Source organism: Psychroserpens algicola (assembly GCF_014526325.1).
In the GTDB taxonomy this organism is placed as follows: Bacteria; Bacteroidota; Bacteroidia; order Flavobacteriales; family Flavobacteriaceae; genus Psychroserpens; species Psychroserpens algicola.
In genome coordinates, this window is sequence record NZ_JACNMJ010000004.1 from 211,202 (window position 1) to 235,833 (window position 24,632).

The 24,632-nt window shown below is 34.1% G+C and carries 23 protein-coding genes and 1 other RNA gene; 15 read left to right on the forward strand and 9 right to left on the reverse strand.

What is annotated here, in order from left to right; genetic code table 11:
- The first annotated feature begins 194 nt into the window (after positions 1 to 194).
- The 4 genes from H7350_RS10675 (at position 195) to rny (ending at position 2,609) form a co-directional block, all read left to right on the forward strand.
- The gene (locus H7350_RS10675; RefSeq protein WP_204345898.1) at positions 195 to 485 is read left to right on the forward strand and encodes a hypothetical protein; all 291 of its coding nucleotides are present in this window, start codon (positions 195 to 197) and stop codon (positions 483 to 485) included.
- A 15-nt stretch (positions 486 to 500) separates the two neighbouring features.
- Positions 501 to 794: a cell division protein ZapA gene (locus H7350_RS10680; protein ID WP_204345899.1), complete on the forward strand. Its 294-nt coding sequence runs from the start codon at positions 501 to 503 to the stop codon at positions 792 to 794.
- A gap of 56 nt (positions 795 to 850) precedes the next feature.
- Positions 851 to 977, forward strand: a non-coding RNA gene (gene ssrS / locus H7350_RS10685) — 6S RNA.
- A 54-nt stretch (positions 978 to 1,031) separates the two neighbouring features.
- Positions 1,032 to 2,609: a ribonuclease Y gene (gene rny, locus H7350_RS10690; protein ID WP_204345900.1), complete on the forward strand. Its 1,578-nt coding sequence runs from the start codon at positions 1,032 to 1,034 to the stop codon at positions 2,607 to 2,609.
- Positions 2,610 to 2,645: 36 nt separating this feature from the next.
- Here rny and H7350_RS10695 read toward each other — a convergent pair whose 3' ends face one another.
- Together H7350_RS10695 and xerA are read right to left on the reverse strand one after the other, a co-directional pair.
- The gene (locus H7350_RS10695; RefSeq protein WP_204345901.1) at positions 2,646 to 3,824 is read right to left on the reverse strand and encodes a sensor histidine kinase; all 1,179 of its coding nucleotides are present in this window, start codon (positions 3,822 to 3,824) and stop codon (positions 2,646 to 2,648) included.
- A gap of 67 nt (positions 3,825 to 3,891) precedes the next feature.
- Positions 3,892 to 4,800 (reverse strand): site-specific tyrosine recombinase/integron integrase, encoded by a 909-nt coding sequence (xerA, locus tag H7350_RS10700; RefSeq protein ID WP_204345902.1) that lies wholly within the window; start codon positions 4,798 to 4,800, stop codon positions 3,892 to 3,894.
- A gap of 252 nt (positions 4,801 to 5,052) precedes the next feature.
- Between xerA and H7350_RS10705 the strand changes: the two genes are divergently transcribed.
- The 3 genes from H7350_RS10705 (at position 5,053) to H7350_RS10715 (ending at position 6,575) form a co-directional block, all read left to right on the forward strand.
- Positions 5,053 to 5,547, forward strand: a complete 495-nt coding sequence (locus H7350_RS10705; protein WP_204345903.1) for a hypothetical protein — start codon at positions 5,053 to 5,055, stop codon at positions 5,545 to 5,547.
- A gap of 77 nt (positions 5,548 to 5,624) precedes the next feature.
- Complete coding sequence (locus tag H7350_RS10710) at positions 5,625 to 6,044, forward strand: type II 3-dehydroquinate dehydratase (RefSeq protein WP_204345904.1); 420 nt, start codon at positions 5,625 to 5,627, stop codon at positions 6,042 to 6,044.
- A gap of 39 nt (positions 6,045 to 6,083) precedes the next feature.
- Positions 6,084 to 6,575 carry a porin family protein gene (locus tag H7350_RS10715; RefSeq protein ID WP_204345905.1) on the forward strand — a complete coding sequence of 164 codons (492 nt, stop codon included), beginning with the start codon at positions 6,084 to 6,086 and terminating at the stop codon, positions 6,573 to 6,575.
- 94 nt (positions 6,576 to 6,669) lie between these two features.
- On the opposite strand, the gene lpdA is transcribed toward H7350_RS10715, so the two are convergent.
- From lpdA to msrB, 3 genes are all read right to left on the reverse strand, one after another.
- Entirely contained in the window at positions 6,670 to 8,046 is a 1,377-nt protein-coding gene (gene lpdA / locus H7350_RS10720) for a dihydrolipoyl dehydrogenase (protein WP_204345906.1), read from the reverse strand.
- Positions 8,047 to 8,103: 57 nt separating this feature from the next.
- Entirely contained in the window at positions 8,104 to 8,658 is a 555-nt protein-coding gene (locus H7350_RS10725; protein ID WP_204345907.1) for a DUF1572 family protein, read from the reverse strand.
- Positions 8,659 to 8,761: 103 nt separating this feature from the next.
- Positions 8,762 to 9,244, reverse strand: a complete 483-nt coding sequence (msrB, locus tag H7350_RS10730) for a peptide-methionine (R)-S-oxide reductase MsrB (protein ID WP_204345908.1) — start codon at positions 9,242 to 9,244, stop codon at positions 8,762 to 8,764.
- A 152-nt stretch (positions 9,245 to 9,396) separates the two neighbouring features.
- On the opposite strand from msrB, the gene H7350_RS10735 reads away from it, so the two are divergent.
- From H7350_RS10735 to H7350_RS10770, 8 genes are all read left to right on the forward strand, one after another.
- Entirely contained in the window at positions 9,397 to 11,334 is a 1,938-nt protein-coding gene (locus H7350_RS10735) for an alpha-1,4-glucan--maltose-1-phosphate maltosyltransferase (protein WP_204345909.1), read from the forward strand.
- 2 nt (positions 11,335 to 11,336) lie between these two features.
- A complete protein-coding gene (locus H7350_RS10740) occupies positions 11,337 to 12,968 on the forward strand; it encodes a maltokinase N-terminal cap-like domain-containing protein (RefSeq protein ID WP_204345910.1) in 1,632 nt (543 codons plus the stop codon).
- A 3-nt stretch (positions 12,969 to 12,971) separates the two neighbouring features.
- Positions 12,972 to 14,879: a 1,4-alpha-glucan branching protein GlgB gene (gene glgB, locus H7350_RS10745; protein ID WP_204345911.1), complete on the forward strand. Its 1,908-nt coding sequence runs from the start codon at positions 12,972 to 12,974 to the stop codon at positions 14,877 to 14,879.
- Between the two features lie 155 nt (positions 14,880 to 15,034).
- On the forward strand, positions 15,035 to 17,440 hold the full coding sequence (locus H7350_RS10750) for a glycoside hydrolase family 31 protein (RefSeq protein WP_204345912.1): 2,406 nt from the start codon (positions 15,035 to 15,037) through the stop codon (positions 17,438 to 17,440).
- Between the two features lie 95 nt (positions 17,441 to 17,535).
- Positions 17,536 to 18,366 (forward strand): M48 family metallopeptidase, encoded by an 831-nt coding sequence (locus H7350_RS10755; RefSeq protein ID WP_204345913.1) that lies wholly within the window; start codon positions 17,536 to 17,538, stop codon positions 18,364 to 18,366.
- A 69-nt stretch (positions 18,367 to 18,435) separates the two neighbouring features.
- Entirely contained in the window at positions 18,436 to 19,818 is a 1,383-nt protein-coding gene (locus H7350_RS10760) for an MFS transporter (protein ID WP_204345914.1), read from the forward strand.
- Positions 19,819 to 19,855: 37 nt separating this feature from the next.
- A complete protein-coding gene (locus H7350_RS10765; RefSeq protein WP_204345915.1) occupies positions 19,856 to 20,647 on the forward strand; it encodes a hypothetical protein in 792 nt (263 codons plus the stop codon).
- Between the two features lie 125 nt (positions 20,648 to 20,772).
- Positions 20,773 to 21,510, forward strand: coding sequence for a hypothetical protein (locus H7350_RS10770; RefSeq protein WP_204345916.1), 738 nt, complete (start codon positions 20,773 to 20,775; stop codon positions 21,508 to 21,510).
- 70 nt (positions 21,511 to 21,580) lie between these two features.
- Here the strand turns inward: H7350_RS10770 and H7350_RS10775 are convergent, their stop codons facing one another.
- The 4 genes from H7350_RS10775 to H7350_RS10790 are packed head-to-tail and all read right to left on the reverse strand — an operon-like array spanning position 21,581 to position 24,553.
- Positions 21,581 to 22,300 (reverse strand): head GIN domain-containing protein, encoded by a 720-nt coding sequence (locus H7350_RS10775; RefSeq protein WP_204345917.1) that lies wholly within the window; start codon positions 22,298 to 22,300, stop codon positions 21,581 to 21,583.
- 25 nt (positions 22,301 to 22,325) lie between these two features.
- Positions 22,326 to 23,417, reverse strand: coding sequence for a DUF4097 family beta strand repeat-containing protein (locus tag H7350_RS10780; protein ID WP_204345918.1), 1,092 nt, complete (start codon positions 23,415 to 23,417; stop codon positions 22,326 to 22,328).
- Positions 23,395 to 23,958 carry a hypothetical protein gene (locus H7350_RS10785; protein ID WP_204345919.1) on the reverse strand — a complete coding sequence of 188 codons (564 nt, stop codon included), beginning with the start codon at positions 23,956 to 23,958 and terminating at the stop codon, positions 23,395 to 23,397. Before H7350_RS10785 ends, H7350_RS10780 begins: the two co-directional genes overlap by 23 nt.
- A gap of 34 nt (positions 23,959 to 23,992) precedes the next feature.
- The gene (locus H7350_RS10790; RefSeq protein ID WP_204345920.1) at positions 23,993 to 24,553 is read right to left on the reverse strand and encodes an RNA polymerase sigma factor; all 561 of its coding nucleotides are present in this window, start codon (positions 24,551 to 24,553) and stop codon (positions 23,993 to 23,995) included.
- Positions 24,554 to 24,632: the final 79 nt, after the last annotated feature.

The window sequence follows — 24,632 nt, forward strand, 5'->3', positions numbered from 1 at the left end:
TAGAAGTCAATATTAGTAAAAAACCTAAAATAACAAACAAAAACTTATTAAAAAGAGACAAAGTATAAAGCTAACAGCTTTACCATTAGCGATTATCACTGAGGAAGTATTATAAATTTTAAAATTAATAGAAAAACAATTGTTATTTTTCAGTTAGTATGTTAACTTTGTTTCATCAGTATTGAAATTTGTAAATGAGTAAAATTGAAGATATTGTAGATTCACTAGAGAACAAAATCAGTAAGGTTTTGCATAAAATGGAAGTTTTAAAACAGACCAACGCTAAGATTTCTCAAGAATTAGCAATACAACAACAGAAAAATATTCAGCAACAAGAAGACATTAGTTCTTGGATTGAAAAATATGAAACACTCAAAATGGCAAATTCATTACTGGGCAGTGACGAGAATAACAGAGAAACAAAGCTCAAAATAAATACATTAATTAGAGATATTGATCATTGTATTGCTCAATTATCTGAATAATGTTAATTTCAAAGCATGGCAGAACAGCTTAAAATAAAGCTATCGATAGCAAATAGAGTATATCCTTTAACCATTGTACCAAGTCAAGAAGAAGGTCTACGAAAAGCAGCTAAGAAGATTGAAGCCATGATAAGTCAGTTTGAGCAAAACTATTCTGTGCGAGATAAACAAGATGTACTGGCCATGTGTGCTTTACAATTTGCATCTCAAGTAGAACAGAAAACAATAGATAAAGCCAGTGTAAGTGAAGACGTCGAAGAAAAGCTAAATGCTTTAAATCAATTGCTTCACACACATTTAAGTGCATAACGTTCTTTTAAATAAACAATAGGTTACTGCCTACATTAGTTATTATTTTTTGATAAACTCAACGTTAATTCTTTAAAAAGGGTGAGTTTAAGTTGTAAAACCGTGCTGCTATACTAATTTGTTTTAGTATTTGGGCAGATTTTTGATCAGCTTGTTAGCCCTAAACTTGTTTTTAAGGAGTTTATACAGAATCCAAAACTGATGTAGGCTTTTTTTATATATAAACACTAACTAAACATGGATACGAATACAATTTTAATGATTGTTGGAGGCGTAGTACTAGGCATAGTACTTGGATATATTATCGCAAAAGCATTGGAAAAAAACAATGCGTCTAAACTCATAAAAAACGCTAAAAGCGAAGCAAACTCAATTTTAAAGGAAGCTAAAAGTGAAGGTGAAGCTATCAAAAAAGATAAAATCCTTCAGGCTAAAGAAAAATTCATTGAACTCAAATCTGAGCACGAAAAAGTTATTTTGTCTCGAGATAAAAAGATGGCTGAAGCCGAAAAGAGAACCCGAGATAAGGAGTCACAAATTTCTAGCGAATTAGCCAAAAACAAAAAGGCGAACCAGTCTTTAGAGGATAAAATCAAGGATTATGATTTCCGTCTTGAGTTTTTAGAAAAGAAAAAAGAAGAAGTCGAAAAAGCGCACAAAAGTCAAATAAAGCAATTAGAAGTTATTTCTGGTTTATCTGCTGAAGACGCTAAAACGCAACTTGTAGAATCTCTTAAAGGTGAAGCCAAAACAGATGCTATGAGCTATATTCAGGATACTTTAGAAGAAGCTAAACTCACAGCACAACAAGAAGCAAAAAAAGTAATCATCAATACCATTCAGCGAATTGGTACTGAAGAAGCAATTGACAACTGTGTGTCTGTTTTTAATATCGAATCTGATGATGTTAAAGGACGTATTATTGGTCGTGAAGGACGAAATATTCGTGCCATTGAAGCAGCAACAGGAGTAGAAATCATCGTAGATGATACGCCTGAAGCTATTATTTTATCTTGCTTTGATTCGGTAAGACGTGAAATTGCCCGCTTATCATTACACAAATTGGTAACCGACGGGAGAATCCATCCTGCTCGTATCGAAGAAATCGTTAAAAAGACACAAAAGCAAATTGAACAAGAAATTGTTGAAGTTGGTAAACGTACAGTCATCGATTTGGGTATTCATGGTTTACATCCCGAATTGATCAAACTTGTGGGACGTATGAAATATCGTTCGTCTTACGGACAAAACTTATTGCAGCACTCACGTGAAGTTGCTAAATTATGTGGTGTTATGGCAGCCGAACTTGGATTAAATCCAAAATTAGCTAAGCGAGCTGGTTTGTTGCATGATATTGGAAAAGTACCTTCATCTGAAGCTGATATGGAAACACCTCATGCTATTCTTGGAATGCAATGGGCAGAAAAACATGGTGAAAAACCTGAGGTCTGCAATGCTATTGGAGCCCATCACGATGAAATTGAAATGACCACCTTGTTATCACCAATTATTCAGGTGTGTGATGCAATTTCAGGTGCAAGACCTGGTGCAAGACGCCAAGTGTTAGATTCTTACATCCAAAGACTAAAAGACCTAGAAGATGTTGCTTTTGGGTTTAATGGTGTTAACAAAGCTTATGCTATACAAGCCGGACGCGAATTACGTGTGATGGTTGAAAGTGAAAAAGTATCAGATGAACAAGCTGCAAACTTGTCGTTTGAAATATCACAAAAAATTCAGACAGACATGACTTATCCTGGACAAGTTAAGGTTACAGTAATCAGAGAAACAAGAGCTGTAAATATTGCCAAGTAATGTCGTTCAAAACATATAAAAGAAAAAGCACTCTATTTAGAGTGCTTTTGTTTTTTTAAAGCTAAGTATAAATGTTGTGCCTTCATCTAGTTTGCTCTCTACAGCAATAGTGCCTCCTAGCGCCTCAATCTGGGTTTTAGTAATATATAAACCTACGCCTCTTGAGTCGGTTCTGTTAGTTCCGTGAAATGTTTGGTACATTTCAAATAACTTATTTTCATATTTATCGATGTCGATACCTATACCATTATCAGCAACTAATATTTTAAGCTCATTTTTAGAATGTATAGATTGTAATATAATTTTCGATTTACGCTTATCAGATTTGTATTTTAATCCGTTAGAAATCAAATTGTAAATGATGCTTTCTAAATAAGATCTGTTAGCGATTATAAAATCATCTTTTCGAATAGAATTGTAAATAGCAACTTCATTATGGGCAATTTCTATTTCGAGACTATCAATGATTTTTTCAACACATGTAAATATATTGACACGTTCATTAAGTTCTTGGACATTCGACTTTGATTTAATACTAATAATGTCATCTAAGTCAATAATGGTGCTTGTAAGCGATTTAGAAATTGTATTTAAATGCTCGATAAGTTCTGTTTTTTCTTCTTCGGAATTTGACTGGTCATAAAACTCTAGTATATTTTTGAAGTTTCCTATATGCGTTTTTAAATTATGAGATACGATATGAGTAAAATTATGAAGCCTTTTATTTTGAGTTGTCACTAATTGAAGGTATTTATCAGACTGCTCAGTTTTTTGTTTCCGATAGGTAATATCAGTGTGTGTGCCTATAATACGAGTGGGCTTTCCATTATTATCTTTTTCTACTATTTTTCCTTTGTCAAGAACCCATTTATAAGTACCATCCTTACAAAGTACGCGATGCTCATTTCTATAACTCTCATTGTCACCATTTATGTGCGCATTAAAATCTTTAAAATACGATTCTAAATCTTCAGGATGAACACGCTTGTTCCATTCTATAGCTGAATTTTCTAATTCATGATCTTTATAGCCGAGAATGTTCTTAGATTCTTTAGAGTAAAAGACATAATCTGATGCTACATTATAATCCCAAAGGCCTACTTCAGAATTTTCTAAAGCAATTTTCCATTTTAAATCATCAAGAGGTTTTTCTTTTTTTGATTTTTTATAAGTGTTTGGTTTGTAGTTAAATAATTTTTCCAACAACATTTTCATAAATACGCTTTTTTATTAAGACCCTTTTTTTTTCAATCTGTCACTTAAGTCTTACAAAAAAATAAGATTATTGTCTTGGATGATGTTTTAAAAGCACATCTTTTAAATGCGAACGATCTACATGCATATATATTTCAGTAGTGGTAATGCTTTCATGACCTAGCATTAATTGAATGGCTCTTAAATCGGCTCCGTTTTCTAATAGGTGAGTAGCAAAAGAATGTCTGAAGGTATGTGGAGAGATTACTTTATTAAGATGGATATCTTTTGCCAGATTTTTGATAATAGTAAAAATCATAGCTCTGGTTAATTGTTTCCCTCTGTTATTTAAAAAAAGCGTGTCTTTATCTGCTGGATTTACATTAATATGTGCTCTGATGTCTTTCCATATGTTGATATATTTTTGTGTTGTACCACCAATAGGAACAAAACGTTGTTTGTCACCTTTTCCAGTAACTTTAATAAAACCTTCGTCAAAAAATAAATCAGACAGTTTTAAATTGATAAGTTCACTAACACGAAGTCCACAACTATATAAGGTTTCAAGAATCGCTCTGTTGCGTTCTCCAATCCTAACACCATTAAATTCTTTACTTAAGTCTATGGCATTTATGAGCGCATCAATCTCTTCGATAGCGAGAGTATCTGGTAATTTTCTTCCAATTTTTGGGGACTCTACATGGTCTAACGGATTTGTTATTCTGTAATCTTCAAAAACTAAGTAACTAAAAAAGCTTCTGAGGCCAGATATTAACCGAGACTGCGACCTAGAATTCAGTTGTTTAGAAGTTTCATATATAAAGGACTGTATATGTTCATAGTCAATGTCAATAGGAGATATTGTGATATTATGAGTTTCTAAATATTTAATGAGTTTTTCGACATCTAATTCGTAATTTGCAATAGAGTTATCAGACAAAGCTCTCTCAATTTTAAGATAATATTTAAAATCATTAACTGCATTTAACCATTTCATAAGTATACTATAACAAATAGTTCTATATTTTGAAGCTTAAAAGTACTATAAAATTTTGTCAAATAACATATTTTGAATATACGTCATTTGTCGTATTTTCTTAAAAAATGTTAATAACATTTGATTTTAATTAATTGATAATCAATTATTTATATTTTTTTGTTTATAAAATTGTTAATAAGATGCTAAAAAATGTTCATTATCTAAAAAAAAAGTATTTAGTTTGTACTAATCAATTTTAAAACTTTTATTATGAAAAAATTTTTTTTAGCTGCTATTGCAGTTTTAGCTTTTGCTAATGTAAATGCTCAAGAATTCAAAGCTGGTATCAATGCAGGTATTCCTGTAGGTGATGCAGGTGATTTAACAACTTTTGCTATTGCTGTTGACTTAGCTTACTTATTTGAAGTATCTGAAGATTTTCATGCAGGACCTGTAACAGGATATGGTCATGCATTTGGAGATGAAATTGACTTAGGTGGTTTTGGAACTATCGAAGTTGACGATTTTCAGTACATTCCAATTGGAGCAACTGGACGTTATTCAGTTTCTGATGATTTCACAATCGGTGCAGATTTAGGATACGCTTTAGGTCTAGGTGATGGTTCTGAAGGAGGATTCTACTACAATCCAAGAGTTCAATATGGTGTAAGTGATGCACTTGATATTGTTTTAGCTTACAGAAATGTTAGCGATGATGGATTTACAGCTAGTTTCTTAACTCTAGGTGTTGAATTTGGATTATAATATCTAATTCCATATATAAAAAAAGGAGGCTAATTTAGCTTCCTTTTTTTATGACCATTTTTTAATATATTTACTTTATGAAAAAGCTTATCATTATTAATGGACCCAATATCAATTTGCTTGGTAAACGTGAAACGAATATCTACGGAAATGTAACTTTTGCAGACTTTTTTGAAACTTTAAAGAATACCTTTCCTAAGCATAGCATTGAGCACTATCAGTCAAATATTGAAGGTGAGCTCATAAACAAATTACAAGATGTTGGCTATACTTATGATGGTATTATTTTAAATGCTGCTGCCTATACGCATACCTCAGTAGGAATAGGCGATGCCGTTAAAGCTATCGAAACACCAGTAATTGAAGTTCATATCTCTAACACTTTTGGTCGAGAAGCATTTAGACATCAGTCGTATATCTCTGGCAATGCTAAAGGTGTTATTTTAGGTTTTGGATTAAAGAGCTATGAATTAGCAATACGTAGTTTTATAGATTAATTTTTATATAAATAGAGCTATTGAAATCATTTTAAATTAATGTTTATACGCAAACATCTTGCAAACACTTTAGTAGTCTTCCTGATAGTGAGTACAAGCTTAAAAGCACAATCTAATACGACTTTTGGTGTTAAAGGCGGACTAAACTTAACTTTTTTTAATGTTGAGCAAGCTAATTTCGGTCCGAATCCTAAAACTCAAACCAGTTATTATGGTGGTATGTTTGTCGATTTTTATATAGATGAAGCCTTGTCTTTACAGCCTGAGGTGTTGTATATTGGTCTTGGGGATTTTAAGTTCGTCAATCTGCCCATTCATACAAAATATATGGTGGCTAAAAACTTCGACATCATGGTTGGACCCAGTCTAAATTATTTTTTTGATTTTTTCTCTAACAAATTTAAGGTGCGTGGTGATATAAGCACAGCTTATCATATTTCAAAACTATTTGATTTGCATATCAAATACACGCTTGGCTTTGAAGTGATTTCTCCTAATGGTTTATTCTTTGGAGTCGGTTATCGGTTTTAAAGCCTTAATGATGCTTTCCTGAGGTTTATAAACTCAATAAAAAATGCGACTCTGTGAGAATCGCATTTCTTTATCAATATATATTATAATTTGTTTATAAGTGAATCACTTCATCATAGGCATCTGCAACAGCTTCCATAACCGCTTCACTCATGGTTGGGTGAGGATGTATTGCTTTTAAAACTTCATGTCCAGTAGTCTCAAGCTTACGGCCTAATACGGCTTCAGCAATCATATCGGTTACACCTGCGCCAATCATATGGCATCCTAACCATTCCCCATATTTGGCATCAAAGATAACTTTAACAAAACCTTCTTTATTTCCTCCAGCACTGGCTTTTCCAGATGCAGAGAATGGAAATTTTCCGACTTTAATATCAAGACCTTGCTCTTTAGCCTGCTTTTCGGTTAAACCTACACTTGCAATTTCTGGCGTACAATAGGTACAACCTGGTACATTTCCGTAGTCAATAGCTTCAACATGCTGTCCTGCTATTTTTTCAACGCATAAAATACCTTCAGCCGAAGCAACGTGAGCTAAAGCTTGTCCTGGTGTTACATCACCAATCGCATAGTAACCAGGTATATTCGTTTGATAGTAATCATTGACTAAAATTTTATCTCTGTCTACAGCAATACCAACGTCTTCTAATCCAATATTTTCGATGTTAGACTTGATGCCTACAGCAGATAATACCAAATCAGCTTCTAAAATTTCTTCTCCTTTTTTAGTTTTAACAGTTGCTTTAACACCTTTTCCTGAAGTATCAACTGAAGTTACTTCTGCTGAAGTCATGATTTTAATTCCACTTTTCTTAAATGAACGTTCTAATTGCTTAGATACATCTTCATCTTCAACAGGAACTATACTAGGTAAATATTCAACGATAGTGACTTCAGTACCTATAGAATTATAGAAATAGGCAAACTCAACACCAATAGCTCCAGAACCTACAACAATCATTTTCTTTGGTTGTTTCTCCAGAGACATGGCTTGTCTGTAACCAATTACTTTTTTGCCATCTTGAGGTAAGCTAGGTAATTCACGAGAGCGCGCTCCAGTCGCAATGATGATATGATCTGCACTGTAATCTTTTCCGTCGACTTCAACTTTTTTTCCGGTTTTAAGTGTTCCGAAACCTTCAATGACATCAATCTTATTCTTTTTCATTAAAAACTTCACACCATTACTCATCCCTTCAGCAACACCACGACTACGTTTAACTACTGCAGTAAAATCTTTATCATATTCTTTAACAGATAATCCGTAATCTTCAGCATGTTTTAAATATTCAAAAACCTGAGCAGATTTAAGTAAGGCCTTCGTTGGGATACAACCCCAATTTAGACAAACACCACCTAAACTCTCTTTCTCAATAACGGCTGTTTTAAATCCTAATTGAGATGCTCTAATTGCTGCAACGTAGCCTCCAGGACCACTACCAAGTACTATAATATCGTATTTACTCATGAGTCTTTTTATTGTCTTAATTTTAAGGTTACGAAGTTACAAAACCTAATTGTAATATTAAAGGTCATCGGTAAAATGTCTACGACCTTTTTCTTTACTGAATTTTTCTTGGTTATAAGTTGCTGATTTTCCTTTAGGAATAGACAATGATTTCCAATTTTTTCCTTTGCATAACTTTCCTAAAAACACCAATTGTCCTACATGATATGCGTAATGTGCTAATTGTCTATTAATCGCTTCAGTAACCGTGTGTCCTTGATTTCTTATATATATGATGCGCTCCAAATCATCTGTGGTTAATGGTGTTATGGCACTGAATAAGCAATCCCATCCATGGTTCCAATGCTGTAGTACTTCTAATTTGTCTTTAAAGGTGTTTTCAAATTCAGCATCGCGTTGTCGCCATTCTTTTTCACCATCTTCAGTTAAAAAATTGGTCCATCGGCTTAACATATTTCCTCCAATATGCTTTACAATAATGGCAATAGAGTTGGAGTCTTCAGCAAACTCATTCTTAATTTCATCAAAAGATAAAGCATCAATAGTTTTATCTCCGAGAGACTTATAATATTCAAATTGTTTAATGACGCTCGTTAGGTAAGAATTTTCCATAACACTTAATTTATAAGCATAAAAATAGCATTACAATACCTTAAAAACTATGCTAAACGATAGTTAGATTTTATAATGCTATTATATAATTTTTAACTAGCGCTTACTTTTCAGGTACAAATTTTAGCGCTACACCATTAATACAATGACGCTTTCCTGTGGTTTGTCTGGGACCATCATTAAACACATGTCCTAGATGTCCGCCACAAGTCGCACAGTGTTCTTCTGTTCTAGCATAACCCAAATTATAATCTGTAGAAAAATCTACATTACCATTAATTTCTCTGTCAAAACTCGGCCAGCCTGTACCAGAATCAAATTTATGTTCACTTTTAAATAATGGAGTATTGCAGGCTGCACAATGGAAAGTGCCTTCACGATATTCTTTGTTTAACGCACTCGTAAAAGGACGTTCAGTTCCGGCTTCTCGCAGAACATAATATTGCTCTGCAGTTAATTCATTTTTCCATTCTGTTTCAGTTTTTGTTACAGGAAATACTTTTTCGCTTTTAGTTTCCTTTTTTTGAGCTGACGAATTGCAACTAAAAAATAAACCAATGGTGAGTAGTGCTATTATCTTTTTCATGGTATAAAAATAAGGTGTTTTTTGAATATTATAAGTCGGAATAAAAAAAGATAACTTACGAAAACGTTGTAAATTCAAATATCATACGATATTAATGCGAGTTGCCACTAAATTTATTAATTTCACATTCTAAATACTAATTAACCAACAATATGCAAAACCAAAGTCGAGTAGTCATTGATGCGGTTTCTCCTCAAATCAATGGAGGAGAGTTTTTTATCAAACGCGTAGTAAATGAAATTGTTAACGTAGATGCTCACGTTTTAGTTGACGGACATGATGTGATTGCTGCATCTGTTTTGTACAAACATGAGAGTCAGCGTAAATGGAATGAGGTACGAATGCAGCATATTGAAAATGATGAGTGGAAGGCAACTTTTTCTGTAGAGAAACAAGGATTTTATGCTTACAAAGTACAAGGTTGGGTTGATTATGCACTCAACTGGCAACATGGTATAGAACGCAAGATTGACGATAATCAACATGTGAAATCTGAACTTTTAGAAGGGATAACGCTTTTAGAACCTTTATTAAATAAAGCCTCTAAAGAAGAAAAGGATTTTTTGCAATCCTGTATAAATGATTTTGCTTCTGAAGCCAATTATAATGCCGCTGTCAGTGCAGCGAAAAGTCAGGAACTTCATCAGATTTTCGTGAAATACCCTGAAAAGCATCTTGCGAATGAATCAAAAACGTTTGAGATTTATGTCGATAGAAAAAAAGCAAGGTTTAGTACTTGGTATGAATTTTTTCCGCGTTCTGCTTCGGAAGTGGAAGGACAACACGGAACCTTTAAAGACTGTGAGCGTGTATTGCCTAGAGTGGCACAAATGGGGTTTGATACTTTGTATTTTCCGCCAGTACATCCCATTGGAGAAGTAAACCGAAAAGGAAAAAACAATACAACCGAAGCTCATGATGGCGATGTTGGTTCTGCTTGGGGAATTGGTTCTAAACATGGTGGTCATAAAGATTTGCATCCACAATTAGGATCGGTTAAAGATTTTAAACGTCTGATTAAAAAAGCCAAAGATCTCAATATTGAAATAGCAATGGATTACGCTTTGCAAGCAGCTCCTGATCATCCTTGGGTTACGTCGCATCCCGATTGGTTTAAATGGCGTCCTGATGGTACTGTTCAATATGCTGAAAATCCACCAAAAAAATATCAGGATATTTTGCCTATTTACTGGGAAAGTAAAGATTACAAAAACCTCTGGAAAGAGTGTTTAGATACAATGCTCTATTGGATTGATTGTGGAATTCATGTGTTTCGTGTTGATAATCCACATACAAAACCTTACTATTTCTGGAACTGGCTCATTTCCGAAGTCAAGAAAAAACATCCAGATGTGATTTTTCTGGCAGAAGCATTTACCAAGCCTAAAGTGATGCAACGTCTAGCTAAAGAAGGATATTCGCAGTCGTATACCTATTTTACTTGGAGAGATAACAAGCATGAGTTGATTACTTATATGAATGAGTTGACTCAAACCGAAATGCGTGACTATATGCAACCTAATTTCTGGCCAAATACTCCAGATATTAATCCGTTTCATTTACAAGGTGCTAACGAGTCTAAGTACCTTCAGCGTTATGCTTTGGCAGCGACACTGAGTTCTAGTATTGGTATTTACGGACCAGTATTTGAGCAAATGATTAGTGATGCGATTCCTGGGAAAGAAGAGTATTACATGTCTGAGAAGTTTCAACTCAAACATTACGATTGGTTCAAGGACAATAAACTGACCTTATTGATATCTAAAATCAATGCTATTCGACATGAAAATGAAGCTTTACAGCAAACCAATAACATTAAGTTCTGTACAGTTGAAAATGATAATCTACTCGCATTTTATAAGTGGAATCAAAACCGTACAAATGAGTTGTTAATCATCATAAGCCTTGATCAATACTATTCGCAACAAGCTAATGTACAATTACCAATGCATGATTTAGGAATTCATCATGGACAGCAACTTCGTGTTGAAGATTTGGTAACCGGAAGTAGCTATAACTGGCACAGTGAATGGAATTTTGTAGAGTTGCATCCAACACTTCCTTTTCATATCTTTAAGATAAATAAATAGGAATGACAAAAATACCTTCCAAACAAACGGCTTTACAACCTCCTTTTAATTTTACTGATAAATGGGAGGAACTTCTTGATAATGAGAATTTTATTAAGGTGTTTTTGTCTGATGTTTTGGAAGATTACATTATCAAACAACGTTGGTATGGCGGAAAAGCTAGTCAGCTTAAATATATAGAACTGGCTGAATATTTTAGGATTCAGCAACATGGTGAAGTGTATTATGGACTTATTTTAGAAGTTAATTTTACCGAAGCTTTTTATCAGCATTACTTTTTACCAATAGCTTTCGTTTCAGATGAGAATTTTGCTCAAGATGATCGAATTTTACCAATTAGTATTCAAGACCAGCAAGGATTTATTATAGATGCTATAAATCTGGAAGCTTTTAGAAAAGTTGTGTTCGAACGTATTTTAACAGCGGTTCCTAAAGATAAAACCAGAGTGCGATATCACAAGAGCGAACTGTTTAAAGATTGCAAGTACGAGTCTTCACGATTCATGGGAATGGAGCAAAGCAATACTTCGATTGTTTATAACGAAAAATATGTGTTGAAGTTTTTTAGACGTATTTATGCCGACCGAAATCCGGATTATGAAATGAGTCGGTTTTTATCAGATAAAAAAGACTTTAAAAACACACCAGCCTATCTGGGAAGTATTCAAATAAAAGACCAGGAGAATATCAATATTACTATTGGTTTGATGCAGGAAATGGTAGAAAATCAAGGAGACGCCTGGGAATATATGCTAACCGAATTCCATAAAGTATTTTCAAATTTAGAGTATAAAAAAATAGACATTTCCAAGCTTCCACGTACTGAAGACTTTGGACGCTTACAAATTACCGATGTGCCTCCAGAAATTATTGACTGGGTTGGACTAAATGTATTTACTAAGATTCAAACACTGGCAGAGCGTACAGCAGAAATGCACATTGCATTAGGCAGTGAGTTTGAAGATACAGCCTTTACACCAACACATTTTAATGGCGATTATACGGTTTGGTTAAAAAATAGGTTGCTCTATCAATTTCAAAACAGATTAAATACCATAGAGAATAGTTTGCATAAACTCGATGGCCTTGCTTTAGAGTTGGCTCACGAATTTTTGGATAAGAAAAATGAAATTAGAAAGCGGTTTGTTAATTTCGACTGGACCAAATTAAAAGGAGAACGCATACGTGTTCATGGCGATTATCACTTAGGACAAGTATTGGTTAAGGATGATGATTTTTATATCCTAGATTTTGAAGGCGAGCCCGAAAGCACCATACGCGACCGTAAAGTAAAACAGCCGCCATTAAAGGATGTCGCAGGTTTGTTTCGATCATTTCACTATGCGATTTATGCCACAATTTTCAACAATATAGAATTGTATAAACAAGAACAAAATCACCTTTTTGAGGCTGGTGAAGTTTTATATCAATACTTAAAAGGAGTCTTTTTAGGAACTTATATTATTAAAATTCAAGAAGCCAATTTAAATATTGGTTATAATCAAGAGCGTATATTTTTACTGAAATATGCAATGCTCGAAAAAGCAGTCTATGAATTAGGCTACGAACTAAATTCTCGTCCGCGTTGGGCAGTAATTCCTTTAAAAGGAATTTCAAATATTATTAATAACTAACTTATGGCAAATGTAATTGCACACAGTCTTTTTACTGATTTTGATATTAATTTATTTAAATCAGGAAAACATTATAAACTGTATGAAAAAATGGGGTCACACATGATGACCTTAAATGGTGTTGAAGGCACTTATTTTGCAGTTTGGGCACCAAGTGCAAAAATGGTCTCTGTTATTGGAGATTTTAACTACTGGATTGAAGGCGAACACAAACTTAATGTGCGCTGGGATGAGAGTGGTATCTGGGAAGGCTTTATTCCAAATGTTGGTAAAGGAAGTACCTATAAATATAAAATACAAAGCCATAATAATGATATAAAAACTGAAAAAGCAGATCCTTACGCAAGACGTTGTGAACATCCGCCTAAAACAGCTTCTATTGTTTGGGACGAACCCTACAAATGGAAGGATAGCAAATGGATGAAAAAGCGTAAAAAGCATAATGCTTTAAATGCGCCTTATTCAGTATATGAAGTACATTTAGGATCATGGAAACGCAAACTAGAGGACAACACTTTTTTGACTTATGAAGAGTTATCTAATGACTTGGTAAATTATGTCAAAGACATGAATTTTACACATGTCGAATTAATGCCAGTAATGGAGTATCCTTACGATCCAAGTTGGGGCTATCAGCTCACTGGTTACTTTGCGCCAACCTCTCGATTTGGTTATCCTGAAGCGTTCAAATTACTAGTTGATAAGTTACATCAAAATGATATTGGAATCATTCTGGATTGGGTACCTTCCCATTTCCCAGAAGATGCACACGGATTAGGATTTTTTGATGGCTCATGTTTGTATGAGCATCCCGATAAGCGGAAAGGTTATCATCCAGACTGGAAGAGTCTTATTTTTAACTACGGAAGAAATGAAGTCAAGTCCTTTTTAATTAGTAATGCCATCTTTTGGTTAGATCAATACCATGCCGATGGTTTACGGGTTGACGCTGTAGCATCAATGCTGTTTTTAGATTATAGTAGAGATGAAGGCGAATGGGAACCTAATATGTATGGTGGCCGCGAAAACCTTGAAGCCATGTCATTTTTAAGAGAAATGAACGAAGCTGTGTACGGCATGTTTCCAGACGTGCAAACTATTGCCGAAGAATCAACGTCGTTTCCAATGGTCTCAAAACCTACGTTTTTAGGAGGTTTAGGCTTTGGTATGAAATGGATGATGGGATGGATGCACGATACCTTACAGTATTTTGCTAAAGAGCCTATTTACAGAAAACACCATCAGAATGATTTAACATTCTCAATGACCTATGCGTTTACCGAGAATTTTATGTTGCCTTTAAGCCATGATGAAGTGGTTTATGGTAAACATTCCTTATTAGGTAGAATGCCAGGTGATGAATGGCAACGCTTTGCCAACTTACGTTTACTATATAGTTATATGTTTACGCATCCCGGAACTAATTTGTTATTTCAAGGCTCAGAATTTGGTCAGAGTGAAGAATGGAACTTTCAACAGAGTTTGGATTGGCACTTACTTGAATATGAGCCACACAAAGGAGTCCAGGAATTACTTAAAGATTTAAACGCTTTTTATGCTTCAGAACCTGCTTTATATGAAAAGCAATTTTCAGCTGAAGGCTTTGAATGGATAGATTATAATGATGCCGAAAATTCGGTTTTAGTCTATATACGAAAAGGAGAGAAGCGAAAAGACGATATTATCGTAGCGTGTAATATGACGCCAATTTCTAGAGAAAATTACAGAATTGGGCTTCCGAAGAAAGGAAAACTCAAAGAAGTGTTTAACAGTGATCAAAAAACGTATTTTGGAAGTGGTGAATTTCAGAACAAACCTTTAACATCTCAAAAAAAGGCTTGGCAATTTAGAGATCACTCTGCCGAAATTACTATTCCACCTTTAGGTATGGTAGCGTTTAAATACGTGTAGATTTTCTTAAAATATAAGGTGTATTTTTCCGATTTTCTTAATATTCATTTTCGAAAACGTTGTAGTTGATAATTCGTTGTAATTACTAATTACATTGTTTTTTTACGTCCTATTTTTTCCGTTTTTTTACATACATTTCTATAAAAGAATGCTATATGATTGTAAATACGGAATTAGAAAGTAAAGGGAATTTATTTCCTTCCAAAATAATAGATTTTAAAAAAGATGTTGACACCTTATATTTCACTACCGAAAATGATGTGATTTTACAACTCACCGTTGTAAGAGATAGTGTGTTGCGCTTTAGATATACAACGACGGGAAAATTTGAAAACGATTTTTCATATGCGATTACCAAATATGCTAATCGAGGGTACAACAAATTAGAAATTGAAGATTTAAGTACGCATTATAAAATTTTAACTTCAAAGCTTATTTGCCACATAGATAAGGAGACTTTAAAAGTTCAGCTATTTGATGCTACAGATGGCTTAGCGATTAATCAGGATGAAATTGGATTTCATTGGGAGGAAAGTTATGAGCATGGTGGTGACATCGTGAAAATGAGCAAGACCTCTAATGATGGTGAAAGTTATTTCGGTTTAGGTGACAAACCCAACCATTTAAACCTTAAAGGGAAGCGTTATGAAAACTGGGTTACTGATTCGTATGCCTACGGAAAAGATACAGATCCAATTTATAAAGCGATTCCGTTTTATACAGGTTTACACCATGGTAGAGCTTACGGCATCTTTTTTGACAATTCGTTCCGTTCCTTTTTTGATTTTGCGCACGAACGCAGAAATGTAACTAGTTTTTGGGCTCAAGGCGGTGAAATGAATTATTATTTCATTTACGGACCAGAAATGACAGAGGTCGTAGAAAGTTATACCGATTTAACAGGGAAGCCTCATTTATTACCACCATTATGGGCTTTAGGTTTCCATCAGTGCAAGTGGAGTTATTATCCTGAAAGTAAAGTTAAAGACATAACAGCTACTTTTAGAAAGCTTAAAATTCCTTGTGATGCAATTTATTTAGATATAGATTACATGGAAGGATTCCGTTGTTTTACATGGAATAAAGACTACTTTCCTGATCCGAAACGTATGGTGAAGGAACTGGCTGATGATGGATTTAAAACGGTTGTTATTATCGATCCAGGAATTAAAATCGATAAAGAATACAGTGTATTTAAAGAAGCTTTAGATAAAGATTATTTCTGTAAACGTGCAGATGGACCTTATATGAAAGGTAAAGTATGGCCAGGTGAATGCTATTTTCCTGACTTCACTAAACCCGAAGTAAGAGACTGGTGGTCAGGATTGTTTAAAGAACTTATTGAAGACATTGGAGTAAAAGGAGTGTGGAATGACATGAACGAACCTGCAGTAATGGAGGTGCCTAATAAAACGTTTCCTGATGATGTAAGACATGATTATGATGGTAATCCATGCAGTCATAGAAAAGCACATAATATTTATGGAATGCAGATGGCAAGAGCCACTTATCAAGGTCTTAAAAAGTTCTCCTATCCAAAGCGTCCATTCGTGATTACGCGTTCAGCATACTCGGGAACACAACGTTATACATCGACTTGGACAGGTGATAATGTAGCAACTTGGGAACATTTATGGATTGCCAATGTGCAGGCACAACGTATGGCAATGTCTGGATTTAGCTTTGCAGGAAGTGATATTGGTGGATTTGCTGAGCAACCGCAAGGCGAATTGTTCACACGCTGGATTCAATTAGGCATATTTCATCCATTTTTTAGAGTGCATTCTTCTGGAGATCATGGTGATCAAGAACCTTGGACATTTGGAACAGATGTGACTGATGTCGTTCGTAAGTTTATTGAAATTCGCTATGAATTATTACCTTACTTATATACCGCATTTTGGCACTATGTAGAGCAAGGAACACCTTTATTAAAATCATTGGTGTTATATGATCAAGAAGATGTTCACACACATTATAGAACAGATGAATTTATCTTTGGAAATCAAATTTTGGCTTGTCCGGTTCTTGAACCAAATGCAAAAGGGCGTCGTATGTATATTCCTAAAGGAAACTGGTACGATTTCTGGACAGATGAGATTGTAAAAGGTGGTAAAGAAATGTGGGTTGATGCAGATATTGATAGCATGCCGATTTTTGTTAAAGAAGGTGCTATAATTCCAAAGTACCCAAAACAACAATATGTAGGTGAGAAGGTTATTGAATCTGTGATTTTAGATACCTATTTCAAAGAAGGTAAAGAGCGTTCACAATTATTTGATGATGCGCATGATGGTTATGATTACACTAAAGGTCGTTATAGCTATCGCACATTTAAATTATTAGGGAAATCTAATGAACTTATCATTCAGCAACATAAAGAAGGAAAGTTTAATGCAGATTATAAAACTTTCGAACTTAGAATTCACGGTTTACCTTTTGAAATTAAGGAAATCCAGCTGGATAATGTCATCATTCCTCTTGATCATGTTCATACTAATGGCATTTCAATTATGACAATTGATAAAGAGTTTTCTGAACTTCATTTAATAGGGAAATAATTTTTTTAGTTCAAATGTGACAAAATATTACGCTTTTGTGTCAAAATTATAAAGATTCATTTCGTAAATTTAGCTTACACAAAAAACTATTAACTATGAGAATTAAAAATAACATTGTTGCAGCAGGAGTTATAGCCTTGTTTTTGTCTTGTACAACAAACCCGTTTACAGGAAATAAAACCTTAGCATTAGTGCCAAATTCACAATTATTTCCAACGGCATTTGCACAATATGATCAGTTTTTAACTGAAAATAACGTCATTACAGGTACATCAGATGCCGACATGATACAACGTGTTGGTCAACGTATAGCTGTAGCTGCAGAGCGCTGGTTAAATGCTAATGGACATCAGGGATATTTAGATGATTACCAATGGGAATACAATCTTGTAAACGACAAAACCGTTAATGCATGGTGTATGCCAGGAGGAAAGATTGTATTCTATACCGGAATTTTGCCAATAGCGCAAAACGAAACAGGAATTGCAGCAATCATGGGACATGAAGTTGCTCACGCCTTAGCAAATCATGGCCAGCAACGTATGAGTGCAGGTATGTTGCAGCAAATTGGTGCTGTAGCCGGAAATGTTGCAATTAAAGATGAACAGTCTAGAAATTTATTTAATCAGGCCTATGGTGTTGGAAGTCAGGTAGGAGTGATGCTGCCTTTTAGTAGAAGCCATGAAACTCAATCTGATGAAATCGGACTATACCTTATGGCAATTGCAGGATACAATCCTGATGAAGCTGCTGAACTGTGGAAGCGTATGAAGGCTAATAGTGGCGGACAAGCACCACCAGAGTTTTTAAGTACTCACCCTTCTAACGATACAAGAATTAAGAACTTACAAAGTTGGGCACCTAAAGCTAAAGCTGAAGCAAAGAAATTTGGTGTCGACTCATTTAGACCTTTAGGTAATTTTTAATTGTAAAGATTAAAATTTATAGTAATTTAGAAGCTGTCCAATAAAGGACAGCTTTTTTTATTTTATCTTATGAAACACCTAGAAAAAGGAAGTTCTAAATTATTAAATGCTTGGGCTTTCTATGATTGGGCAAATTCTGTATATACACTGACTATTGCGTCGTCGATATTTCCAATATTTTATTCAGCATTATTTGTTTCTCAAACCGAAAAGCTAGTACCTGCTTTTGGAATGGTTTTTAAAAGCACAGCTCTTATAACGTATGTCACTGCTTTTACCTTTTTAGTCGTTGCATTCACATCGCCAATATTGTCAGGTATTGCAGATTATGTAGGAAACAAAAAGAATTTCATGAAATTCTTTTGTTATGTTGGAGGTCTAGGTTGTATTGGACTCTACTGGTTTAGTATCGATAATATTCACCTTAGTCTTTTGTTTTATTTTATGGGCTTAATCGGATATTGGGGAAGTCTGGTGTTTTATAACTCTTATCTGCCAGATATTGCCTATCCTGAACAACAAGATAGAATTAGTGCTAAAGGGTTTAGTATGGGCTACGTTGGTAGTGTAATTTTATTATTGTTAAACCTGGCTATGGTCATGAAACCAGATTGGTTTGGTTTTGATATTAGTATTTCTGAAACTTTAAAAGAAACAGGAACTGAAGCTCAAATTACTCAAGCGTTAAAAGAAGCCAAAGATGCGGCATCTTTTGAAGCCATGAGAATCGCTTTTATAACTGTAGGATTGTGGTGGATTTTATTTAGTCAGTATACATTTTATGTCCTTCCTAAAGGAGTGTCTAACGGACATAAAGTAACAAAAGATGTAGTGTTTAATGGCTTAAAAGAGCTTAAGTTAGTATGGCATCAAATGCAACAAAACCTGCGTTTAAAAAGCTATCTGATTGCTTTTTTTGTATTTAGCATGGCTGTGCAGACAATTATGTTGGTTGCAGTTTATTTTGGAGAAGAAGAGATCAGTTGGGGAGGTGACGATGCAAAAACTACAGGACTTATTGTAAGTATTTTAGTCATTCAATTAGTAGCCATAGTTGGAGCTACGTTAACTTCGTTAGCGTCATCTAAATTCGGAAACATCAAAACACTCATCGTAGTTAATATCATTTGGATGCTGTTATGTGTGTATGCGTATTTTATGGAAACTCCTGTTCAGTTTTATATTGCTGCCTCGCTTGTAGGTTTAGTAATGGGTGGAATTCAATCTTTAGCGCGTTCGACTTATTCTAAGTTTTTACCAGACACTGAAGATACCACATCATATTTTAGTTTTTATGATGTTGCTGAAAAAATAGGCATTGTCATCGGTATGGTTATTTTTGCTACAATCGATCAGGTAACAGGGAGCATGAGAAATGCAATATTGTTTTTGTTCATTTTCTTTTTAATAGGAATTATTTTATTGTTCAGAGTGCCAAAGACTAATAAATAAATGCTATGTTTGAAGCTTCAACCTATTATTTTAAATTATGAAAAAATTAAATTTTATTTTCAGCCTTATTGCTTTGTGTTTCGTATTAAACTGTGATAGTGATTCTTCTAACGGAGATGATCCAGCTAACTGTGATGCTGCTACTGAGCAAGTGACTGAAGCTTTAGCAGATTTTAATACTGCTAATGAACTAAATTACACCGAAAAATGTAATGATTATAAGTCTGCATTAGAGAATTTACAAAGTGCGTGTGGCGATGAAAATGGTCAGATTCAAGCACTAATCGATGGTTTAGGTGATTGTACACTTACAAACAACCCAGGAAATATTGAAGCATTGATGACTGCTAATATTGCAGGAGAACAATTTAATCTAATGCGACCAAACGGATTTAATTTATTCAATAATGCCATAGGTATGGTAACTTACTCTTACTTTAGTGATGAAGACTATATTAGAATCCAAGGAAATAGCACCTACCAGAATATCTCACCAACAGAATTTACAAAAGAAATTACAATCTGGATTCCTCAAAGTAGCTGGAGTGTTGGTACATATACTCTAGCTGATAGTGTTGTGGATGCTTTTGAAACTGGAGAAACACCAACGCCTCATTATGGTATAGTTTATTTTAATAATGATGAATATCCTCAAGCATTTGAAGAAGAAGGTACAATCACTATTACAGAGTTTAATTTAGAAGACCGTGTGATTAGAGGAACTTTTGAGTTCTCATTTATGCGATCTGGTGATGGAGTTGAAATAGGACCTTTTCAATGTATGAATGGTACTTTTGACTACTCATTAGATGATGAGTATTTCGATTAATATGTTTTATACAAGTTTAAGAACCACTATTTAAATAGTGGTTTTTTTGTTTTAGAGAACATGTTTTTTGATTATACCTATAAAATAAATTAGTATGTTTGTGCAAACACTTTATCCAAATTATTATGAAAAAGAATCTGTTGCTATTGTTGTGTACAACACTGTTTATGTTTATTTCCTGTGAAGATGAGCCTATAGATGGTGATTTAACAGGAGGTGGTGAAATACCATCTTGTGCTACAGCCATAGAAAATACTGTTCAAGCTGCTGTCAATTTTTCTGCTTCAAATGCAGATACATACACACAATTGTGTATTGCATATCGAAATGCTTTACAATCTCAAATATTGGCTTGTGGTGATGATGATGGAAGTGTTCAATTGGCCATTGATGCTTTAGGAGATTGTTTAGATGAAAATCAGCAATCTACAGATGTCGAAGGAACCTGGTTGTTAACCTCTTGGTTAGGTGAAAATCCTATTGACCTAAATAATGACGGTGTCGAAAGTGACAACTTTTTAGATGAGATGGATTGCTACACTAATGAAACCATTGTTTTTAGTAATGATGGTACTGCTGTGGCCATGAGTACATCTTATGCAGAATTTGATGTGTATATTGAGGTTGGAACAACAAACTCTTACGACTATACAGTAAACTGCATTGATGAAATTGAAAATACAAGTGCAACTTGGGAACAATCTGGAAATATAATTAGTATTACAGATGTTGACGGGACATCAGAATGGACTTTAAACGGAAACCAATTATCTATTGTGGTTCCAAGTGCCTTTTTCGCGATAAGCGAAGATGCATCAATAACCGTTACAGAAGATCTAACGTTTATTTATACTAAACAGTAAGATATTAAATGATATAAAAAAAGCCACAAACAATGTTATGTTTGTGGCTTTTTTATTTAATGATAGGCATTTAGTTTTCGATGCTGCCAGAACCTGATACTTTGGCATCGTGTGATGTAGGTTTTCCTCGGTACTCAATGTCTCCTGAGCCAGTTACTCTAGCTGTAAATTCTCCGTTACAAACTACTTTTGCATCGCCAGAACCTGTTATAGCTACATTTGTGTGCACAGAATTTAGATCAAATCCATGAAAATCACCAGAACCTGTTACTCGTGCTGTTAGGTTAGTGGTAGAACCTTTTAATGTCACATCACCAGAACCAGTAACTTTTCCTGAGACACTTTTAGTTTTTACATCTAATATCACATCTCCAGAACCTGATAAGGATACTTCTAAGTCGTTGGCCGAAATGGTATCTTCACTCCATAAGTCTCCAGAGCCTGATAACGATACTTTATCTAAATCCTGAAACGGGATGGTAATTTTAATCGTTTCATTTCTACTCGGACTAATACTTTTACCTTTTTCAGTTTTGATAACCAGTTTTCCGTCTTTAACCTCTGTGATGATATATTGCAAAAGATTAGATTCACCTTCAACAGTAATTTTTCCTTCGGTTCCTGATACAAGTACGTAGTCAAAACTACCTGCACATAATACCGTATGGTAATCTGAAGTTGTTCTATGTTCTGTAGTGACTTTCCCATTACCTTTTACTTTGTTCCATTGCGCTTGAGATAATGAGAAACTCAGTAGGGCAACTAATGCTAATATTGATGATTTTTTCATGATATTTATATTTATAATTGTGTTTTTAATTGTTTTTAAATGTGACGCTTCCATATTCAGATTTTATTCTAATCATATTTCCGCTGGTAGAACTTCCGTGGTAACCTTGATAATATTTATCTGTAGATTCAATACGTCTTTTGGTAAATTCAAAATCATCGGCACCACGTAAAGAGGCATATTCTAAGTCGATATCAAAATTAAATTTGTACCCAGAATCGTAACCAATAGTAATCCCGTTGTAATCTGATTCTATTTGAATATCACCAGCTGTAGCAGCCATTTTTTCAATTTTAATCGAACCATAATCTGCTTTAAGATTTACGTTATTATAAATCGTGCCTAGTCGAAGTGTCAGGTAATCGCCATTACCTACAACATTGTTGGCATTGTTGATTTTCATAGATCCATAATCACAATTGTAATTGATATCTTCAGCAACTTCGATTTCGGTTTTTGTGTAATCGGCATTAATATCTAAACTCTTAGCTTTCCCTACAGTATAGCCACTGTAATCGGCATTGATACTTCCGCTTTTAATGTATTCAAAATAACAGTTATTTGTGTAGTCAAATGAGATGGCATTATGATCAGCCATAAGTTCTTTTGTTGTTATTTTTCCGTAGTCACAATTAATTTCTGCGCGACCTTCAAGCTTGTCTAAATCAATACTTCCGTAGTCATTATTTAAATCGACATTATTGGTGATTGGCATTTTAATAATGTAATTGATTTCCATATTGACATTATTGTTTTTTCCCCAATTCCACCAGGATTTTGATTTGTTTTTACTAAATATGGTTTTAGCTGATACCATCATATTTGAAGCATTAAACTCAACAGTGATATCGTCTAATTTTTCCTGCACTTTTTCTAAATCATCACCATTGGTTTTGATGTAAACTTCAAATGAAATGGAAGATCCTTCGTAGGTTGTAATATTGATGTTGCCATAGCTGTTATCCACTTTAAGTGTTGCGTTAGCATTTACCTGATATTCCTTTGTAATGGTTTTTTCTTTGGTGTGTTTACCTTTCATTTTATGACCTGTAGCCAGTGCCATAGATGGAATCAAGATAAAAACAAATAATAGTTTATATAGTAGTTGTGTTTTCATTTTGGTTGTTTTTAAAATTTTTAACTTCTTCAATATGTTCTATAACGTTTTTTAAGACGTCTATTCGGTTTTGAAAGTTTGAGATCATTGCGTAAATAACACGTTTGTCATTACCACTTTCGGTCAAATCTATTTTTAAAGCCTGGTAATCATCTTCAAGTACTTTGAGAGCATTCATTGCTTTTTGAATCATGTCTTCAGTTTCTGGAGAACGTTGTGCTTCAAGAGCTACGAGTTCTTGCTCGATAGCCATTGTAAAAAAGGATTGGGTTTGAGACAATTCTGGAGATATACTCGCCAAATCCATTAATTCGGGCTCTTGCTGTTCGAATACTGTAAATACACTTAAACAAATTACAATTGATGCTGCAACAGCTAAAAAAGGTTTCCAGTAACTGGTCTTTTTTGGCGGACTTTCTACAATAGTATCCTGCTGTTGTAGCTTAGCTAAAAACCGATTGTCATGTCCTAAATTTGGCATTTCGGTATCGAAAGTGCCTTCTAGGTTTTTAAACAATTCATCTATAGTATTTTTATTCATAATACGTTTTTTAATGTCTTTAAGACTTTTCGCTTCAATATTGTGCTAAAGGTTCTAATTTTTGTCTTAAGCTTTCTTTAGCACGAGAAATCATGGTTCTGCAATTTGCAGATGAAATACTCATTATTTCACAAATCTCGTCATAATCATAACCTTCAATTAAGTGGAGTGTTAAACTCATTCTATAATTATCTCTAAGCAATCTCATGGTCTCCAGAACTTGTTTTGCTTTTAGATTTTTAAATTCATAATCATCGGTTATGCCTGAGCTATCTTCAACTTTATACATCACATCATCTAAAGCGATTTCTTGATATTTATTACTTTTCTTATAGTGATGAATGCTGTTGTTTATGACTATTCGTTTTAACCATGACCCAAATGTTTTAATCTCTTTAAGACTATCCAACTTTGTGAAAGCGGTTAAAAAAGAATCTTGCATAATGTCTTCAGCTTCAAAATTGTCTTTTACAATTCTGTGTGCTGTGTTATACATCGCTTTGTAATATCGATTATAGACTTCCATTTGCGCATGCTGGTTGCCTAATTTACATAGCTGTAATAACTGCTCTATATTTTGATTGGTTAGTGTCAAAAAACAAATGCTTTATTATAGAGATGAAGTGTGTTTTGTTTTGTTACACTTTTAGTAAAAAAAGTTTTTAATATTCTAA

Excerpts from the sequence above, each read along its gene's own strand:
- H7350_RS10675 (WP_204345898.1), top strand. The coding sequence starts at position 195 with ATGAGTAAAATTGAAGATATTGTAGATTCACTAGAGAACAAAATCAGT.
- H7350_RS10680 (WP_204345899.1), top strand. The coding sequence starts at position 501 with ATGGCAGAACAGCTTAAAATAAAGCTATCGATAGCAAATAGAGTATAT.
- rny (WP_204345900.1), top strand. The coding sequence starts at position 1,032 with ATGGATACGAATACAATTTTAATGATTGTTGGAGGCGTAGTACTAGGC.
- H7350_RS10695 (WP_204345901.1), bottom strand. The coding sequence starts at position 3,824 with ATGAAAATGTTGTTGGAAAAATTATTTAACTACAAACCAAACACTTAT.
- xerA (WP_204345902.1), bottom strand. The coding sequence starts at position 4,800 with ATGAAATGGTTAAATGCAGTTAATGATTTTAAATATTATCTTAAAATT.
- H7350_RS10705 (WP_204345903.1), top strand. The coding sequence starts at position 5,053 with ATGAAAAAATTTTTTTTAGCTGCTATTGCAGTTTTAGCTTTTGCTAAT.
- H7350_RS10710 (WP_204345904.1), top strand. The coding sequence starts at position 5,625 with ATGAAAAAGCTTATCATTATTAATGGACCCAATATCAATTTGCTTGGT.
- H7350_RS10715 (WP_204345905.1), top strand. The coding sequence starts at position 6,084 with ATGTTTATACGCAAACATCTTGCAAACACTTTAGTAGTCTTCCTGATA.
- lpdA (WP_204345906.1), bottom strand. The coding sequence starts at position 8,046 with ATGAGTAAATACGATATTATAGTACTTGGTAGTGGTCCTGGAGGCTAC.
- H7350_RS10725 (WP_204345907.1), bottom strand. The coding sequence starts at position 8,658 with ATGGAAAATTCTTACCTAACGAGCGTCATTAAACAATTTGAATATTAT.
- msrB (WP_204345908.1), bottom strand. The coding sequence starts at position 9,244 with ATGAAAAAGATAATAGCACTACTCACCATTGGTTTATTTTTTAGTTGC.
- H7350_RS10735 (WP_204345909.1), top strand. The coding sequence starts at position 9,397 with ATGCAAAACCAAAGTCGAGTAGTCATTGATGCGGTTTCTCCTCAAATC.
- H7350_RS10740 (WP_204345910.1), top strand. The coding sequence starts at position 11,337 with ATGACAAAAATACCTTCCAAACAAACGGCTTTACAACCTCCTTTTAAT.
- glgB (WP_204345911.1), top strand. The coding sequence starts at position 12,972 with ATGGCAAATGTAATTGCACACAGTCTTTTTACTGATTTTGATATTAAT.
- H7350_RS10750 (WP_204345912.1), top strand. The coding sequence starts at position 15,035 with ATGATTGTAAATACGGAATTAGAAAGTAAAGGGAATTTATTTCCTTCC.
- H7350_RS10755 (WP_204345913.1), top strand. The coding sequence starts at position 17,536 with ATGAGAATTAAAAATAACATTGTTGCAGCAGGAGTTATAGCCTTGTTT.
- H7350_RS10760 (WP_204345914.1), top strand. The coding sequence starts at position 18,436 with ATGAAACACCTAGAAAAAGGAAGTTCTAAATTATTAAATGCTTGGGCT.
- H7350_RS10765 (WP_204345915.1), top strand. The coding sequence starts at position 19,856 with ATGAAAAAATTAAATTTTATTTTCAGCCTTATTGCTTTGTGTTTCGTA.
- H7350_RS10770 (WP_204345916.1), top strand. The coding sequence starts at position 20,773 with ATGAAAAAGAATCTGTTGCTATTGTTGTGTACAACACTGTTTATGTTT.
- H7350_RS10775 (WP_204345917.1), bottom strand. The coding sequence starts at position 22,300 with ATGAAAAAATCATCAATATTAGCATTAGTTGCCCTACTGAGTTTCTCA.
- H7350_RS10780 (WP_204345918.1), bottom strand. The coding sequence starts at position 23,417 with ATGAAAACACAACTACTATATAAACTATTATTTGTTTTTATCTTGATT.
- H7350_RS10785 (WP_204345919.1), bottom strand. The coding sequence starts at position 23,958 with ATGAATAAAAATACTATAGATGAATTGTTTAAAAACCTAGAAGGCACT.